Here is a 16,923-nt window from a genome sequence, read left to right as displayed (position 1 = left end):
GATAAGGGAGATCACGTGGCCGGGTGGTTGCCGAGCCCTTCACCCGGGAGGCGAAGACCCCGCAGGCCGGGCAGGCCCGGGCCGAGGCGTCCGCCGTGGCCAGCTGGACCCGGCGCCCACCGCCTTGAAGCCGCTCGACCCTCAGGACGGACACCCCGTCGAGGCCCAGCAGCAACGTCGTATCGTTGACCAAGCCTGTGGCTCCCAGACGATCATTCTGCGTAGAGAACAGAAATGATCACCCAGGACCACGGGCGTCCTGCGTCCAGGGCCACCAACAGCCCCGCTCATCACGCACAGTGACTACCAGTCAGTGCACGCGAAGGGGGCACACCGCTCAAGTTCGAAGACCCACTAAACGCGTATCCAGCTGCTGCGTGAGGGCGACACCTTGAAGGTAACCTGGCTCAACCGGCTCTCCCACCCTCACAGCGGGCTCGGCCCCGGCGACGGTAAAAGCTGACACGACCGGACACGCCCGAGACCCCTGCGAATCACCCCAACGCGGCACCCTCAAGATCTGCACCCAAGGCATTTGACCGCTGACGCATGGTACTTGGGCGCCGTCGTCCCCAAAGAACCGGGCGACCCTGACGGCCCTGCGACGGGAGCTGGAAAGCGCGGATTCCGCTCGGCGCGACGCCGCCGAGCTCATGCGTCTGGACCTCCAGGCCCACCGCGCCATCTACGACGCCGCGCACGACCCGTACCTGGAGGACACCCTTGTCCGCCACGACAACCTGGCCACCTGCATCTGGTGCCTGTTCATCGACCGGCTGTCCGACATGGTCGGCCACGTCGAGGAGCACGGGCCGCTGATCGAGGCGATCGTCGCCGGTTAGCCCGAAAAGGCCGGGGCCCGAGTCCGCCGGACAGGCCCCGGCGTCAGTGCGTCGGTTTCTTGATCGACCTCAACTCTTGACACAGGCCTCACCCTGACTCACCATCGTCGAAGCGCTTCGATAGGTCGTTCCGAAAGACCTGAGAACCTGGGGGAGGATAACGGGGCCAATCGCAGCATTTTGCGCGAAACATGACACCTCTCCTCAGTGCTTCGTCTTCGAAGCGCTTCACCGGAGAGGTTCGTCAGAGCACGCTCGAAACCCGGCTGAGGAGTTCCGTAATTCCCATCGACTTATTGGCACTCTGTCTGGGGCTGCCGCTCGAACGCCCCGCGGCGCCGCCGGAGGCGACGGCGCTGACGGACGGAGAGACGAATCTGACCTACGCCAGGCTCCACGACCTGGTCGTCGAAGAGGCCGCCGAACTGCGCCGGAACGGCGTGGGGCCCGGCTCTCTCGTACCGCTGCCCCTACCGGAGCGGCGCACCGCCCGCACCATCGTGTCCCTGCTGGCGATCCTGGCCGCCGACGCGGCGTTCACCCCGGTGCCGGCGGGAGGGGAGAGCGAGCCGGTGGTCCGCGCGATCGTGTCGGACCGTTCCGCCTGGCCCGGCCACCTCTCGCCGCTCTCCGCCCCGGCCTACATCCTGTCCACCTCCGGCAGCACCGGCCCGGCCAAGCACACGGTGGTCACCAGGGAAGGCCTGCGGGCGGTCTTCGCCAGCCTGTACGCCCGGTTCCGCGACCACCTGCCGCCACTGGCCACCTGGACGCAACTGCATCCGTTGACCTTCGGGTTCAGCATCTGCGAGGTGCTCGGGAGCCTGACGTTCGGCGGGACGCTCGTCCTCGTCGAACGCGAGGAGCCGGTGACGTTCACGGCCCTGTCCCGGATGCTGTCCGAGGAGAGCGGCCCTCACGTGGTGTGTCTGACCCCGTCGGAACTGTCGGTCCTGGTGAGCGCGGAGAACGCGCCGCTTCCCTCGCATCTGCTCCTCAGCGGCGAACCGGCCCACCGGGCACCGCTGCGTGACGTCTTCAGACGGACGAGGGGCGTGCCGCCGGTCGTGGTGAACACCTACGCCGCCACGGAGACCTCCGGGCAGATCACCGCGGACCTCGTCACCGCCGAGCGGCTCGACGCGGTCCTCGCGGGCCATGTCGGGCGCCCGCTCCCAGGCGTCGAGGTCGTCCTGCTCGGCCGGGACGACGTGCCGGTTCCCCCGGGTGACACCGTCACCGAGGGGGAGATCGAGGTGCGGGGCGTCACGGTGTCGGCGGGGTATCTGGACGCCGCCGCACACGGGGCGAAGTTCGCCGCCGCTGGCGATGCGGAACGGGCGTTCCGTACGGGAGACCGGGGCCGCTGGGCTCCCGACGGCGGGCTGGTGGTCACCGGGCGCAGTGAGCGCAGGGTGAAGCTCGCCGGACGCTGGACGGCCCTCGACGAGATCGAGCGGGCCCTCACCGAGGACGGACTCGTGGCCGAGGCGGTCGCGGCCGTCGAGGAGTACCCCGTCGACGACGACGCCTCGGCCGGACGCCTTCTGGTGGCCGTCGTACCCGCGGGGGCGGCGCGGGCCGAGACGGCGGCCCAGGTGCGGCGGCGGGTGCTGCGGCTGCTCGACGGCCCGGTCACCGTCCGCACCGTCGTGCACGAGACGATCTCCCGCACCGCCCACGGCAAGACCGACCTGGCCGCGCTTCGGCGGACGCCGCGGGCGTCGGACCGTGGCGCCGGGCTCGCCGCCACGGTGATGGGGGTGTGGACGGAGCTGCTGGGGAGCGGGTTCTCCGCCGACGCCAACCTCTTCGAGAGCGGTGTGGACTCCCTCGGCATGGTCGCCGCGGCGGCCCGGCTCACCAGAGAGCTGGGCCGAGAGGTCTCCCCGTCGTTCCTCCTCGACCACCCCCGGATCACCCTCCAGATCGAGGCTCTTTCCGACCGGCCCGACCGGGCCGCGCAAGCACAGTCACGAGTACGTCAGGCAAGCCCCCGGGGCAGCGTCGTCGACCGGCGGCGGGCGGCCCGACGCCCGGACGGCGCCCCTGTGCCGCCCGTCCCTACAGAAGGAGTGATGCCGTGAACGACCGCGATGTCGTGGTCCTCGGATACGCGTGTCGGGTTCCCGGTGCGTCGGACGTCGCCGCACTGTGGAAACTCGTCGCGGAGGGCAGGGACGTGGTCACCCGTGCCGCGACCAACGTCGGCGCCACGGCCGGCGGCCGCGTCCACGCCTATGGGCTGGTGGAGGGAACGGAGCAGTTCGACGAGGACTTCTTCGGCTACTCACCGAAGGACGCGGCCGAGATCGATCCCCAGCAGCGCCTGCTCCTGCTGTGCGCCGTGGAAACGCTGGAGGCGGCCGGGTTGCGGCCCTCCGCGTTCGACTACGACATCGGGGTGTGGGCCGCCACCGGCCTCAGCTCCTATCTGCTGCAGACGTGGGACCCGGCCCTGAACGGCACCGAGAGCATGTCGGCCCTGATGGGCGGCGACCCGCACTACGCCGCCACCCGCATCGCCTACAAGCTGGGCCTGACCGGACCGGCGATCTCGATCGGTTCCGCCTGTTCCTCCTCGCTACTGGCGATCCACTCGGCGTCGCAGGCCATCCGGGCCGGTGAGTGCGATCTGGCCCTGGCCGGCGGAATGGACATCGAGCACCCGCAGCCCATGAGCTACCTCCACCAGGAAGGCGGCATCCTCGCCGCCGACGGCGTCTGCCGGCCCTTCGACCGGGACGCCACCGGCACGGTGTTCGGCTCCGGCGGCGGCCTGGTGCTGCTGGCCGATCGGAGCGTCGCCGAGCGGGAGGGCTGGCCGATCAGGGCGGTGCTGCTCGGGTCGGCCGTCAACAACGACGGCGCGGCCAAGGCGTCGTTCACCGCCCCGAAGTCCTCCCGCCAGGCCGATGTGATCCGACAGGCGCTCGCCGCCGGCGGCGTGGAGCCGGGCGAGGTCACCTATGTGGAGTGCCACGGAACCGGCACCAGACTGGGCGACCGCAGTGAGCTGGATGCCATGACCGCCGCCTACGGCCCGGAGTCCCGGATCGCGCTCGGATCGGTCAAGGCAAACGTCGGACATTTACGCGTCGGCGCCGGCGTGGTGGGGTTCATCAAGGCGTGCGAGATGCTGCGGCACCGAGCGCTGCCGCCGGTCGCCAACCTGGTAGAGCCGTCCGGGTCAGTGGGCGAGGCGGGCTTCGTCGTCCCGGCCGAGGCGGCCCCGATGCCCGATCCCGACTCCGCGGTCATCGGCGTCAGCTCCTTCGGCTTCGGCGGCACGAACGTCCACGCCGTCGTCGGCGGTGTCCCGGCCACGGCGGGCAGGGCCAAGCATGCCGAGCACGCCGAGCACGCCCAGTACGCCGAGACCGCCGAGACCGCCGACCACGTGGTGCTCCAGGTCTCCGCCGCCACTCCGGACTCCTGCCTCGCCACCTCCGTACGGCTGGCCGATCACCTCCGTGCCGAGCCACGGGTCCGGCTGGACGCGGTGGCCGGGACCCTGCGCCGGGGCCGGGAGCCCAAGCCGTACCGGCTGGCCGTGATCGCCCGGGACCGGGAGGCCGCGATCTCGGGTCTGGAGGGCGACTCCGCCTTCGCCGTCGAGGGCTGGGCCTCCGCGGCGGTGACCCCCGTCATCCTCGTCCCGGGACAGGGCTCCGACCTCGGTTCCCTGGCCCGCGCGCTGTGGGACTGGGAAACGGTGTTCACGGACGCGCTGCGCCGCCACTGGTCCCGGCTGGGCGAGCCTCGCCCCGGCACCCCGGACGTCGAGACGGCGCTCGCCGCCCCCGAGCGGCTGACCCGGGGACAGCGCCATGCCTGGCACACTGCGGTCGTCCTGGCGGTCATCGAGCAGTTGCGGCACCGAGGGCTGCCGGACGGCCCCTGCGCCGGATACTCCCTGGGCGAGTACGCCGCGGCCGTCGCCGCCGGGGCCCTCGACGCCGACCGGGCCCTGGCTCTGCTGGTCGACCGGGGCGAGGAACTCGACCGCACCGCTCCGGCCGGCCGGATGCTGGTGGTGCGGGCGGGCCCGGAGCAGGCCGCCGAAGTACTCCCGGACCTGGTCCCGGCGGCCGTGCTCTCCGACGAGCGCACGGTGTTCGCGGTCGCCGCCGACGCGGCCGACGAGCTGCGCGACCGGCTCACCGCGGCCGGCCTGGCCTGCCGTGACGCCGACGTCGACCTGCCGTACCACTCGCCGCTGCTCGGCGAGTCCGCGGCCGCCTTCGCGACCCCCGCCCGGTCGGCCGCGCCCGGGGAGGCGAGCCGCTGGATACCCACGCTCGGCTCCGACGGACCGCTGTCCTCGTACTGGGAGCGGCACCTCGTCCAGCCGGTGGACCTTCGGGTGGCCGCCCGCTCCGTGGGCGACCTCGTGAAGGAGACCCGCCCGGCGCTCGTCGACCTGAGCCCCGACGGCTTCCTCGGACGCGCGGTGGTCTCCGGCGCGGCGGACGTCGTCACCGTCCACCCCTGCCGGTCCGCCGATGACCACCGCGCCGCCTACCTGCGCGCGCTGGCCGGGCTGTGGGCGACCGGGATCGAGCTGGACCTGAGCCGACCCGACGAGGCCGTGACCACGGTCGACCTGCCCTCGCGGGTGTGGGATCTCCGCCCCCACCTGAAGGAACGCCCGGAGGGCAGCGAGCTGGCCGCGGTCCGCAAGGGCAAGCGCATGGTGGTGCGGGAGCGCTCCCTCGACCACTGGATGTACCACCCGAGCTGGCGCATGCGCCGACGCTCTCCGCAACCGGAGAACGTGGCGGGCCAGCGCTGGCTGGTGTTCGCGGGGCGTGACGGGTTCAGCGACGGGGTCGTCGCCGAGCTGCGCGCGCTCGGCGTCGAATGCCTCGTACTGCGCCCCTTCGACGATGTCGTTCCGGGCGACGAGGAATCCGTCAAGGCCGCGCTCGCCGGGCTGGACCTGCGCTCCCGGCCCGTCCAGCGGGTCGTGCACCTGTGGTGCGCGGACGTCCTGACGGACTCCGGAGATCTCGACGGCCGGCTCGCCGCCCTGGACACCGAACTGGCGCACGGCTTCTACACCCTGCTGTTCGGCTTCCAGGCCCTCACCTCCCACCAGGGCGCCGCTCCCGTACGGCTCGACATCGTCGCCCACGGTGTGCATCCGCTCGACGGCACCGGCCCGGCCGTGTCGCCGGAGCGCTCCCTGCTCGCCGGGCCCGCGCTGGTCATCCCGCAGGACTTCCCCTTCGTCACCGCCCGCTCGATCGACATCAGCGCGGCTCCCGACGTCACCGAGACGGTGGCGGAACTGCGCACCCCCGCCGGGGACCACGCGGTCGCCCTCGCCCCGGGCGGGCGCTGGGCGCGCGCCTACGAACGCGACCACCTGCCCGAGGTCGAGGATGGACAGCTGCCGCTACGCCTGCGCGAGCGCGGCGTCTACCTGATCACCGGCGGGCTCGGCGGCATTGGCATGACCCTGGCTGACTACCTGGTCCGCACCTGCCGTGCCCGGCTGGTCCTCACCGGACTGGACGCGGTGCCGCCCACCGAGCCCGACGCCGCCCTGCCCGACGACGATCCGGGGCTCGCGGAACGGGCCGAGCGGATCCGCAAGCTGGAGGCGCTCGGCGGCGAGGTGCTCGCCGTGCGCTGTGACGCGGCCGACCGGGAACAGACGGCCGCCCTGTTCGAGGAGATCGACCGCCGCTTCGGCGGACTCGACGGAGTCGTCCACGCCGCCGGTGTCTTCGAGACCCGACGGGCCTTCCGCAGCCTGGCCGAGACCGGCCGGGAGGACTGCGCGCGACGGCTGCGCCCCAAGGTGCAGGGCACCCTGATGCTGGCCGAGTTCCTACGAGGCCGCCGACTGGACTTCGTCCTCATGCAGTCCTCCCTCTCCTCGCACCTGGGCGGCCTCGGCTTCTACGCCTACACCGCAGGCAACGCGTACATGGACGCGTTCGCCGAACGGCACCGAGGCGATGACATCCCGTGGATGACGGTCAACTGGGACGGCTGGATCTTCCGGGAACGCGACGACGACGCCCCCCAAGAGTCGGTGGTCTCACCGTCCTTCGCCTCCCCCGACTTCGGCGTCGTCGCCGAGATCGCGATTCGTCCCAGCGAAGGCGCCGAGATCTACGGCCGGTTGATGAACCTGACCACGCCCCATCAGGTCCTCGTCTCCACCGCCGACTTCGACGCCCGTATCGACCAGTGGGTACGCGGCACCGAGGACGTCCCCTCGACCGAGCCGGTCCCCGAGCCCGCCGATGTGGCCTGGGCCGACCCGGTCGCGGAGCAGGTGGCCCGGGCCTGGGCCGACCTCCTGGGCGCCAACGACCTGCATCCGGACTCCAACTTCTTCGCGCTCGGCGGCGACTCGCTGCTCGGCGTCTCGCTCGCCCATCGGCTCAGCCAGGAGTTCGACACGGTGCTCAGCGCCATCACCCTGTTCGAGAACCCCACCATCACGCAGATGGCGAAGGAGATCACCCGAGCCACCGTGCACGGCCAGGACCACGAGGGGGAAGCATGACCGACCACGCCGTACGACCGGCCACGCGGACCGACGAGTCCGGCCCACTCCACCACGCGCCGGCCAGGTTCTCCGTCACCAAGCTCTTCGACGACCTGCCCTGCACCCACCGCTCCTGGGCGCACGACGGCAAGTGCGCCTTCCTGCACGGCTACGAGCGGAGCTTCGAGATCGAGTTCGGGTGCAGCGAACTCGAAGCGAAGACCGGTTTCGTGGTCGACTTCGGCGATCTGAAGGAGGTCCGGGCGCTGCTCCAGGAGCAGTTCGACCACACGACCCTGATCGCCGTCGACGATCCCCAGCGGGACTTGTTCGAGGAGCTCAGGCGCTCCGGGGTCATCGACCTTCGGATCATGGACCACACCGGCATGGAGGGAGCCGCCGAGTGGGTGCATGAGCGCGTCGACCGCCTGGTCCGCGAACGCACCTCCGGCCGGGTACGGGTGCTGCGCGTCGTCGCCCGCGAATCACGGAAGAACGCGGTGGTCTTCCGGGCCCCGGACGCCCTGGGGCCGATGTGAGCGGCCAGGACCGCCCCTTCAGCGACACGGCCGCGGCGGGCTCACTGATCACGGCGGTCGTGCCACGGCCGGGCGGTACCCCCTGGCTGCTGCTGCCCGGATGGCAGCAGTCCGCCGCGCACTGGACACCGGTCGCCCGCTGGCTGACGGGCTCGCGGATCACGCTCCTCGCCGCCGACCTGGCCGGTGCCGCGGCCGACTGCGCCGCCCCGCGCGGCACCGTGGCGCGCACCGAGGAACTCTTGGACCGTCTGCTCGGCGAACCGGTGACCGCCGAGGCGGCGATCGTGGTGGGTCATTCGGCCGGGGCTCCGCTGGCCACGCTCGTCGCCGCGGCCCTGCCCGGCGTCCGAGGCGTGATCATGGTCGAACCCGTCGCCTCCCACTTCGGCGCCACCGAGCCGCGCCCCGCCGTCCCGGGGCCGGCCGGTGCCCTTGGCGGGCCGCGCGGCCTGCGCGAGCAATACCCCATGGCGTCCGAGGCCACGCTCCGCAGCATCGACGCCGCGGCACGCAGGCTGCCGCACGGCACACCGGACCCCCCCAGGCGGACGCCGTCGGACGCCGACGCCGAACGGGCGGCGCTCGCGGGCCAGGCGCTGGCCGCGACCCGCGTACCCGTCCTGGTGCTGCGCGGCCAGGCGTCGGCGCTGCTCACCGCCGAGGACGCCCGTGCCCTCGCCGCCATGGCGCCCTCCGGGCGGTGCGTCACCCTCCCGGACACCGGCCACTCACCCCACATCGATCAGCCACGGGCCACCGCGGCGCGTCTGACCGCCTTCGCCGCCGAGGTGACGGACCACTCCCCGACCTACGCAGGAGCATCCCGTGAGTGATCACAAGGACGTAGTGGCCGCCCGGCTGGTGAGCAGCCGGGACACGGACGTGCGCACCCGGGGCACGGTCGACCTGGCCCGCATCGAGGACGCCGTCCGCGACATCCTCGTGGCGGTGGGAGAAGATCCCGACCGTCACGGGCTGAAGGAGACCCCTAGACGGGTGGCCCACGCCTACGCGGAGCTCTTCGCCGGGCTGCGCGTCGACCCGGCCGACGCGCTCGGCACCACCTTCGAGGAGGGCCACCAAGAGCTGATCATGGTGTGCGACATCGAGGTGCAGTCCTTCTGCGAGCACCATCTGCTGCCCTTCGTCGGCAAGGCCCACATCGGGTATGTGCCGGGACCGAGCGGCTGTGTCGCGGGGCTGTCCAAGCTCGCCAGGCTGGTGGAGATCTACGCCCGCCGGCCGCAGGTCCAGGAGCGGCTGACCTCGCAGATCGCCGACTGTCTGCACGCGGCGCTCGATGCCGCCGGGGTCATGGTGGTGATCGAGTGCGAACACACCTGCATGACGATGCGCGGGATACGCAAGGCCGGCGCCCGGACCATCACCTCGGCGGTCCGGGGCACGCTGCAGAGCGACCCCCGCACCCGTAACGAGGCCATGGAACTGCTGCGGCGCGGCGCGGCCTGACGGGGGAGTGCGATGCCCGCTCCACACCACGACGCGGCGGACCTGTCGGCCGCCACGACGCCCTGGGGACTGGTCGCCAGGGTCCTGCGCCCCGGGGCCGCACGCATGGTCGTGGCCATCGTCGCCCTGGGCGCGGCGGCGGTCGTCCACATGGTGCTGCCCTGGTTCCTCGCCCGGATCGTCGACGAGGGGCTGGTCGCCGGAGACCGGGGCGCCCTGCTCTCCTGGTCGCTCGGCATGTTCGCGGTCTCCCTGATCAATCCGCTCGCCTACGTCATCGGCTACCGGCAGATGGCGCTGGCCGAGGCCGAGGCCCAGCGGCGCACCGCCGACCGGCTGACCGAACGGCTCGGCGAGCGGGCCGGCCGGGAGGGGCGGCGGGTCCCGGCCGGCGACATGGTCAATCTGGTCACCGGGGACAACCAGGCCACCGCGTCGATGTACTCCACGGTCGGACACGGCGCGATGAACCTGATCGCGTTCGTGCTCGGCACGGTCCTCGTCTGGCGCATCCACCCGTGGCTCGGCGTCACCATCGGCCTGGGCGTGGTCGCCACGACGCTGATCGCCGGACCGCTGCTGGGCCGGCTGCAGCGACTGCAGCGGAACTACCGCGACGAGCTGGCCGACCTCACCGGCCAGGCCGCCGACGTGACGGCCGGGCTGCGGGTCCTGCGCGGGATCGGCGGCGAGGAGCGGTTCCTTCAGCGCTACCGCCGGCAGTCACGGCGGCTGCGGGACTCCGCCTACCGGGTCACCGACCCCAGCTCCTGGGTGCAGGCCCTGCAACAGGCGGTGCCGCTCGGCTATCTCGCCGCGGTCACCTGGCTCGGCGCCCGACTGGCGCTGTCCGGTGCCATCAGCGTCGGTGAGCTCAGCGCCGCCTTCGGCTACGCCACGGGGCTGATCATGTACTCCGGTTCCCTCCTGGGCAACGCGCACGCGATAGTCGCCGCACACGTCGGCGCCGGCCGGCTCGTGGCGGCGCTCGCCGTCGCGGACGGCGCCCCAGGGGAGAGCGGGGAGCCGACCCCGTACGGCGATCTGCGCGACGCCCGGACGGGGCTGGTGGTCCCGGCGGGGAAACTCACCGTCGTCGTGGCCGACCGGACCGCGCAGGCCGCCGCGGCGCTGGAGCGGCTGGCCGGCTACGGCGGCCCGGACGCCGGCGTCACCTGGGACGGGCGGCCGCTGAGCGGGATCGAGGCGGAGGCGATGCGCCGGCAGGCGATGCTGGTCGCCGACGACGACTACCTGTTCGCCGGCCCGCTTCGCGACGTGCTCAACGCCCCCGACGACGAGACGGCCCTCGCCGCCCTCGACACCGCCTCCGCCGACGACGTCCTGGCCCAGCTCGGCGGCACCCTGGAGGGCGCGGTCGCCGACCGGGGCCGCAACCTCTCCGGCGGCCAGCGCCAACGGCTCACGCTGGCCCGGGCGATCGCCGCCCGCCCCCCGGTCCTGCTGGCCGTGGAGCCCACCTCGGCCGTCGACGCCACCACGGAGTCGCGGATCGCCGAGCGCCTCGCGGCGGCGCGGCGGCACAGCACCACCGTCGTGGTCAGCTCGTCACCGCTCTGGCTGGCCAGGGCCGATCACGTGGTGCGGCTCACGGACGACGAGCACACCGGCGGCGACGGGCACGCGAACGCGGCCGCGCGGTCCGGCGGGCTCGTCGCCACCCGTACGAGGAAGGGAGCACCGTGAGCGCCACGGAGTCGTTCCGGTTGCCCGTCGCGGAACCGCGCGACGTCCGCCGTACCGTCTACCGGCTGCTCGGGCACGAGAAGGGCACGGTCGTGGCGGTCGGCCTGCTGTATCTGGCCGCCGCCGGGGCGGGCGCCGCCCTGCCCGTGATGCTCGGCGGCGTCGTCGACGGCATCCGGGACGACTGGGACGCCACCCGGGTCGACGCCGTCTGCGCGGCGCTGTTCGGCTGTGTCGTGGCACAGATGACGCTGACCCGACTCGGCCGGCGTCTCGGCCACCGCTTCGGCGACCGCTCCTCCGCCCGCATCAGGGAGCAGGCCCTCGAACGTGTCCTGCGGCTGCCCCTGCGCACCGTCGAGCGCGCGGGGACCGGCGATCTGTCCACACGGACCACCGGTGACGTCGACACCGTCGCCGGTCTGCTGCGCTCCACCGGGCCCGAGGTGTTGGCGGCCGTCATCGAGGTGCTGGTCGTCGTCACCGCGGCGTTCTTCGTCGACCCGCTTCTCGCGCTCATGCTCGCCGTCGTACTGCCACCGCTGCTGCTGGCCGCGCGGGCGTACGTACGACAGGCGCGCCCGGCCTTCCTCGCGGAACGCGCGGCGCTCGGCGACCTCACCGAGGCCCTCACCGCATCGGCTGTCGGCGCGCGCACGGTCGCCGCCCACGGGCTGCGGGACCGGCGCACGGCCGTCGGACACCGACTGGCGGACGACCGGTACCGGCAGCAGCGGCGCGTCATCCGGATGCAGAGCTGGTTCCTGCCCACCCTCGACCTCGCCTACGCCCTTCCGGTGTCCATGATCCTCTGTGCGGGAGGACTCGTGGCGCTCGGCGGCGGGGCCAGTGCGGGGGCGGTCGTCGCCTGCGCGATGCTCGCCTACCGGCTCTCCGGGCCGCTGGACCGGATCATGTACTCGCTCACCGAGTTCCAGGAGGCCGCCGCCGCGCTGGCCCGCGTGGAGGGCATCGGCGCGGTCGAGCCCGAGCGGCGCACGGCACGGACGGAGGGCAGTGATGTCGCCCTGCGCCAGGTCACGTTCGGCTACGACGACGCGCCCGACATCCTCCATGGGCTCGACCTGTACGTCCGGCCCGGCGAACGTCTCGCCGTCGTCGGACCGTCCGGGGCCGGCAAGTCGACCGTGGCCTGGCTCATCGCGGGCGTCGAGCGGCCCCGAGGCGGAACCGCGTCGATCGGGGACGTGCCGAGCGCGGACATCGCACTGGAGGACCTGCGCCGCACGGTCGTCCTGGTGACCCAGGAGCACCACGTGTTCGCCGCCAGCCTGCGCGACAACCTCGCGCTCGCCCGGGAGGAGGCCGACGACGCGGCCTTGCGGGACGTACTCGACCGCGTGGGCGCCACGTGGTTGGAGGACCTCGCCGACGGCCTCGACACCGTGCTCGGAGAGAACAACCACTCCCTCACCCTCGCTCAGACCCAGCAACTGGCGCTGGCCAGAGTGCTCCTCGCCGACCCCGACGTGGTGATCCTCGACGAGGCGACCGTAGGGCTCGACACCCGTTCCGCCGGTGAGGCGGAGGCCGCCCTGGCCGGGGCCCTGGCCGGCCGGACCCTCATCACCATCACCCACCAGTTGCAGGCGGCCGAGGGAGCCGACCGCGTCGCGGTGGTCGAGAAGGGCCGCGTCACCGAACTGGGCACCCACACCGAACTCGTCGAGTCCCGGGGCACCTACGCGGAGCTGTGGGAGGCGTGGAGCGGTGGCCGTGTCTGACGACGACAGGAGTGTGCGCATGGACATCATTCGTTCCGGCCCGGTGGGCTGGGCACAGCACTGGTACTGGCTGCTGGACAGCGAACCGGTACGGGGCGACAGGCCGTTGGACGCCTACGCCAAGCGCATCGCCGTTCCCGCGGGGGTGACGGTCGACGAGGTACGGCACGCGTTGCGGACACTGCTGGAGAGATACGAGGCACTGCGCACCACCTACGACAGCGACGCCTCCGGCGCGCCGCGCCAGCTCGTGCACGCGGAGTGCGAGCCGCAGCTGATCGTCGTGCCCTCGGACGGCACCGGGGACGACGCCTCGCTGGAGCGATCCGTCCCCACGACCGGGGTGTTCGAGCGCTCCTCCTGCTTCGCCGTCGTCGGCGTGGCGCAGGAACGGGTGACGGACCTGCTCGTGGTGTTCCGGCAGATCTCCGTCGACGGGGTCGCGATCGAGAAGGTACGCGACGAACTGGAGCTGCTCCTGCGGGAACCGGGCACGCCGTTGCCGGCGGGCGGGCCGGGGCCGCATCCGCTGGACCATGCCGAGTGGGAGAACGCGGCGGAGCAGCGGAAGGCCAGCCGGCGGGCGCTCGCCTACTGGCAGCAGCAGTTGAGGCGCGGCCCGCACACCTCGATCCCCTTCTCCTGGCCGGCGCCCGAGGGGTCCGTCAGCTACGAGACGACGGTGGTCTCCCGGCGCGGCGCCGAACTGTGCGCCCGCATCGCGCAGACCTGCCAGGTGACCGAGCCGACCGTCGTGCAGGGCGTGCTCTCGCTGCTCGTGGCGGGATGGACCGAGCACGACGTGTGCGTGCTGCTCTCGGTGTTCGCGAACCGGTGGGACGAGGAGACCCAGGAGAGCGTGTGCCGCCTGGCCGGGGGCGGCCGGATCGTCTTCGGCCTGCCCCGCGACCTGACGGTTCGCAAGACCCTGCGCACCTGCCATCTCTCCTTGATGGAGATGTACATGAACGCCAGGTACCACGTGGGGGACCTGGTGATGAGCGAGTCCCGCGAGGCACTGCGGCAGGGCGCCAAGGTCGAACCCGGCATCATCTTCGAGTACCACTACGCCAACCAGGAGCCGCTGTTCGCCGACCGGTCGGCCGAGCCGGAGCGCATCACGCAGACGAGGATGGACTGGCGTGTGGCCGGCATGCTCGTGGACGCGTCCTTGTCGGACCGAGGGCTGGAGATCGCGGTCAAGGCACCCTCGGAAGTACTGCCCGAGAGCGCCGGAGTGCCCTGGGTGGAGACCTTCCTCGGGCTGCTGGAACGGATCGCCGGGAACCCCGACGCCCGGGTGGGTGAACTCGTGGCCGGTGTACGGCTCGACGCCCCGTGGAAGCAGCGTGGATGGGTGTCGCTGGACAACGCCTGGGTCCACCTCGACAAGATCGCGGCGCTGCTGACCGAACACCCCGGCATCGCCGACGCCGAGGTGTTCACCGCCCCACGGGAGGACACCACCGAGCTCGTCGCACGGGTCGTGGCGAAGAGCCCGGACCTGACCGAGCAGGACATCGCGGAGTACCTGCGGGACATGGCCACCGATTTCCCCTCAATCGTCCAGCCGCACCGCTATGTCGTCGAGCACACCGGAACCACCGCGGCCCCGGCCCCCGGGGAGAACACCGACAGCGCGGCGGAGAAGGCGCTGAAAGAGGCCTTCGAGGCCGTATACCCCGAGGTCGAACTCAAGACGTCCCGGACGTATGCGGAGAACGGCGGCGAATTCCTGCGCATACCGTCCGTCATGGCCGAAGTGCGGAAGCGCGGATACTCCGGGCTCCGGCACGCCGACTTCGTCGGTACGGCACCGCTGCGCCGTCTGGCGCTCAAGATGACAAGGGCAGCGGCATGATCGTCTCCACCACCGCATTCCTGAGAAGGAACAACGGCCACGCGATTCTCCCCGAGAGCAGGCCGTACGCGTTCAATCACCGGAACCCGGCGGATTCCGCGAATTCTGTGGATCCCCCGGAACCGCTCGCCGCGATATTCGCCCTCGGATTCGCGGGCCAGGCCCGGGCGGCGGTGGAGCTCGCGGAGGAGCGGGCGGGCGAACTCCTGGACTCGGGGCCCGGATACACCGATGCCGCCCGCCACCTCGTACGGGCCGGGGCGTTCTGGCTGGGTGTCGCGGGAGACGCCGGGAAGGCGGCCGATCGCCTTCAGGATCTGCTGGAGGCACGGCGCCGCGACGCCATCGACGACCATGAGGTGTTCGAACTCCGAAGCGACATCGCGTATTGGCGAGGTGAGTCCGGTGACACGGGCGGTGCGCTGGAGTCGTTCGAGCGGCTGTCGGCCGACGCGGTCGCGATGTCGGGCCGGGAGGGGTCGCACGCGCTGTCGGCCCGGAACAACGAAGCGTACTGGCGCGGGGTCAACGGCGACGTCAAGCGGGCCCTGGACGACTACCGCGGGCTCGTGGCGGACTGCGAGCGCGTTCTCGGCGCCGACGACCGGGACACGCTGATGATCCGCAACAACCTCGCGTACTGGCGTGGGGAGTCCGGTGACGCGGGCGGTGCGCTGGAGTCGTTCGAGCAGTTGCTGGCGGATGTGGTCGCAATGCTGGGCCGCGAGGATTTCTATACCTTGCAGGCCCGGAACAATGTGGCGTACTGGCGAGGGTTCAACGGCGACGTCCGAGGAGCCCTGGAGCAGTACCGGACCCTCCTGGAGGAGAGCGAGCGCACCCTCGGCGAGCGGGACTACCACACCTTGTCCACGCGGCTCCAACTCGGACTGTGGAGCGGGGTCGCGGGAGATCCCGACGGCGCGATCGAGGCGCTGAGCGGGCTGCTGCCCGACGTGGAGGACGAGTTGGGCGCCACCCATGAACTGGGCTTTGCGGTCCGCCACCAACTGGGCCGCTGGCACGGCGCCCGGGGGAAAATCCAGGACGCCGTCTCGATCCTCGCACCACTCGTGGCCGACCAGCGACGTGTCCTCGGCGACAACGACTACCGCACCCTGGCGTCCCAAGGTCTCCTGACCCGCTACACCAGATGAACCCGACCCACTGCCGGTCCCGGTACTACGCGAGCCCGTCCGGGGCCGGCAGAGCGTCGACGAGTCGGCGTTCCAGGGACGTCAGGAAGCTGACGAAGTCTGGCGAGGGGAGGACGGCGGTGTCCATCCTCAGGGAGAGGGCGAACTCGTCGCAGTCCTGGAAGGCTTTCAAGCAGAGCTCCCAGTCGTCCTGGTCCACCTCGGCTCTGTCGGAGTCATCGCCCTGCTCTGTTGGCGGGTGTTCACGAGAAGTGGCGGATCTGAGTCGCCGAGTGATCGCACGACATCGAGCTGTGGTCAAATCCGGTGATCTGCTCCGCCGGCTCAGCGAACGTGCTGCCGTAGACACGTGAGCACTTCGGCGAAGGCCCTGGTCCGGTCGGACTTGTGCGGGTTGGAACATCTGATCGCTGCGTACGACGGCGATGCCGTCTTTCGTGGTCATCTGCGGCTGGGAGATGGCTGGACGCGGCGGTGAAGCGGGACTTGGCTGATCGGCGAGGGCAAGGTGGTGGCCTGGCCGTTGTGGGACCTGCCGTCGGTACCGTTGCTGGCCACGTCCGGTCCGGGGCTTCAGTTGGCGATCGAAGCAGAAGCATCGGCCGGGGCTGGAATTCATGGTCTCCACCGGTCGGCTGCACGGATTCGAGTCCCTGGAGGAACGACGGCTGCTCCTGGCCCTCGACTTCGTGCGCGTACAGGACGTGCTGTCGCAGCCGTTCGAGCTGGGCTTCGAAACCGTTCACGGCCGCGAGCGACACATCCCCGACTACCTCGCGGTGATGCCCGACGGCGGCATCTGGCTGTTCGACGTACGCCCGGCTGATCTGATCGAGGAATCGGACGCGGTGAAGTTCGCGGCGGCCAGAGAGGCGGCCACGGTGTACGGCTGGCGCTACTCGGTGGTGGTCGGGTTGCGGCCGCACGTCCACGGCGTGCTGGACGCCCTGTCGTCCCAGAGACGCCCGATGAAGGATCCGCTGAAACTGCAGCCGGAGCTGATGGCGCCGGCCCGGCAGGGAGAGCCGCCGTTCGGCGCCTTGGTGAAGGCGACGCGCTGTGAACCACCCGGCCACGTGATCTCCCTTATG

At 71.7% G+C, this 16,923-nt stretch carries 10 protein-coding genes and 3 pseudogenes; 11 read left to right on the top strand and 2 right to left on the bottom strand.

Going from position 1 to position 16,923, the window contains the following annotated elements; translation table 11 throughout:
* Window positions 1-193 (bottom strand): annotated as a pseudogene (locus tag ACWD0J_RS38980) (ISL3 family transposase); the annotation flags it as partial.
* A 385-nt stretch (window positions 194-578) separates the two neighbouring features.
* On the opposite strand from ACWD0J_RS38980, the pseudogene ACWD0J_RS38975 reads away from it, so the two are divergent.
* From ACWD0J_RS38975 to ACWD0J_RS38930, 10 genes and pseudogenes are all read left to right on the top strand, one after another.
* Window positions 579-839 (top strand): annotated as a pseudogene (locus ACWD0J_RS38975) (FCD domain-containing protein); the annotation flags it as partial.
* A gap of 299 nt (window positions 840-1,138) precedes the next feature.
* Window positions 1,139-2,929, top strand: a complete 1,791-nt coding sequence (locus ACWD0J_RS38970) for a non-ribosomal peptide synthetase (RefSeq protein WP_451500608.1) — start codon at window positions 1,139-1,141, stop codon at window positions 2,927-2,929.
* The gene (locus ACWD0J_RS38965) at window positions 2,926-7,368 is read left to right on the top strand and encodes an SDR family NAD(P)-dependent oxidoreductase (protein WP_451500607.1); all 4,443 of its coding nucleotides are present in this window, start codon (window positions 2,926-2,928) and stop codon (window positions 7,366-7,368) included. The genes ACWD0J_RS38970 and ACWD0J_RS38965 overlap by 4 nt, the downstream gene beginning before the upstream one ends.
* Window positions 7,365-7,889, top strand: coding sequence for a 6-pyruvoyl trahydropterin synthase family protein (locus ACWD0J_RS38960; RefSeq protein ID WP_451500606.1), 525 nt, complete (start codon window positions 7,365-7,367; stop codon window positions 7,887-7,889). Before ACWD0J_RS38965 ends, ACWD0J_RS38960 begins: the two co-directional genes overlap by 4 nt.
* Entirely contained in the window at window positions 7,886-8,725 is an 840-nt protein-coding gene (locus tag ACWD0J_RS38955) for an alpha/beta fold hydrolase (RefSeq protein WP_451500605.1), read from the top strand. Before ACWD0J_RS38960 ends, ACWD0J_RS38955 begins: the two co-directional genes overlap by 4 nt.
* Window positions 8,726-8,750: 25 nt before the next feature.
* Window positions 8,751-9,362 (top strand): GTP cyclohydrolase I FolE, encoded by a 612-nt coding sequence (folE, locus tag ACWD0J_RS38950; RefSeq protein ID WP_451500609.1) that lies wholly within the window; start codon window positions 8,751-8,753, stop codon window positions 9,360-9,362.
* Window positions 9,363-9,374: 12 nt separating this feature from the next.
* Window positions 9,375-11,069, top strand: coding sequence for an ABC transporter transmembrane domain-containing protein (locus ACWD0J_RS38945; RefSeq protein WP_451500604.1), 1,695 nt, complete (start codon window positions 9,375-9,377; stop codon window positions 11,067-11,069).
* Window positions 11,066-12,814, top strand: coding sequence for an ABC transporter ATP-binding protein (locus tag ACWD0J_RS38940; RefSeq protein ID WP_451500603.1), 1,749 nt, complete (start codon window positions 11,066-11,068; stop codon window positions 12,812-12,814). Before ACWD0J_RS38945 ends, ACWD0J_RS38940 begins: the two co-directional genes overlap by 4 nt.
* A 19-nt stretch (window positions 12,815-12,833) precedes the next feature.
* Window positions 12,834-14,675: a condensation domain-containing protein gene (locus tag ACWD0J_RS38935; RefSeq protein WP_451500602.1), complete on the top strand. Its 1,842-nt coding sequence runs from the start codon at window positions 12,834-12,836 to the stop codon at window positions 14,673-14,675.
* A complete protein-coding gene (locus tag ACWD0J_RS38930; RefSeq protein WP_451500601.1) occupies window positions 14,672-15,832 on the top strand; it encodes a tetratricopeptide repeat protein in 1,161 nt (386 codons plus the stop codon). The genes ACWD0J_RS38935 and ACWD0J_RS38930 overlap by 4 nt, the downstream gene beginning before the upstream one ends.
* Window positions 15,833-15,857: 25 nt before the next feature.
* Here ACWD0J_RS38930 and ACWD0J_RS38925 read toward each other — a convergent pair whose 3' ends face one another.
* Window positions 15,858-16,031, bottom strand: a complete 174-nt coding sequence (locus ACWD0J_RS38925; RefSeq protein WP_451500600.1) for a hypothetical protein — start codon at window positions 16,029-16,031, stop codon at window positions 15,858-15,860.
* Between the two features lie 418 nt (window positions 16,032-16,449).
* Between ACWD0J_RS38925 and ACWD0J_RS38920 the strand changes: the two are divergent.
* Window positions 16,450-16,923, top strand: a pseudogene (locus tag ACWD0J_RS38920) (hypothetical protein); the annotation flags it as partial.

It is taken from the genome of Streptomyces sp. NPDC003011 (assembly GCF_053591515.1).
This window is presented reverse-complemented; position numbering and strand designations above follow the sequence as displayed.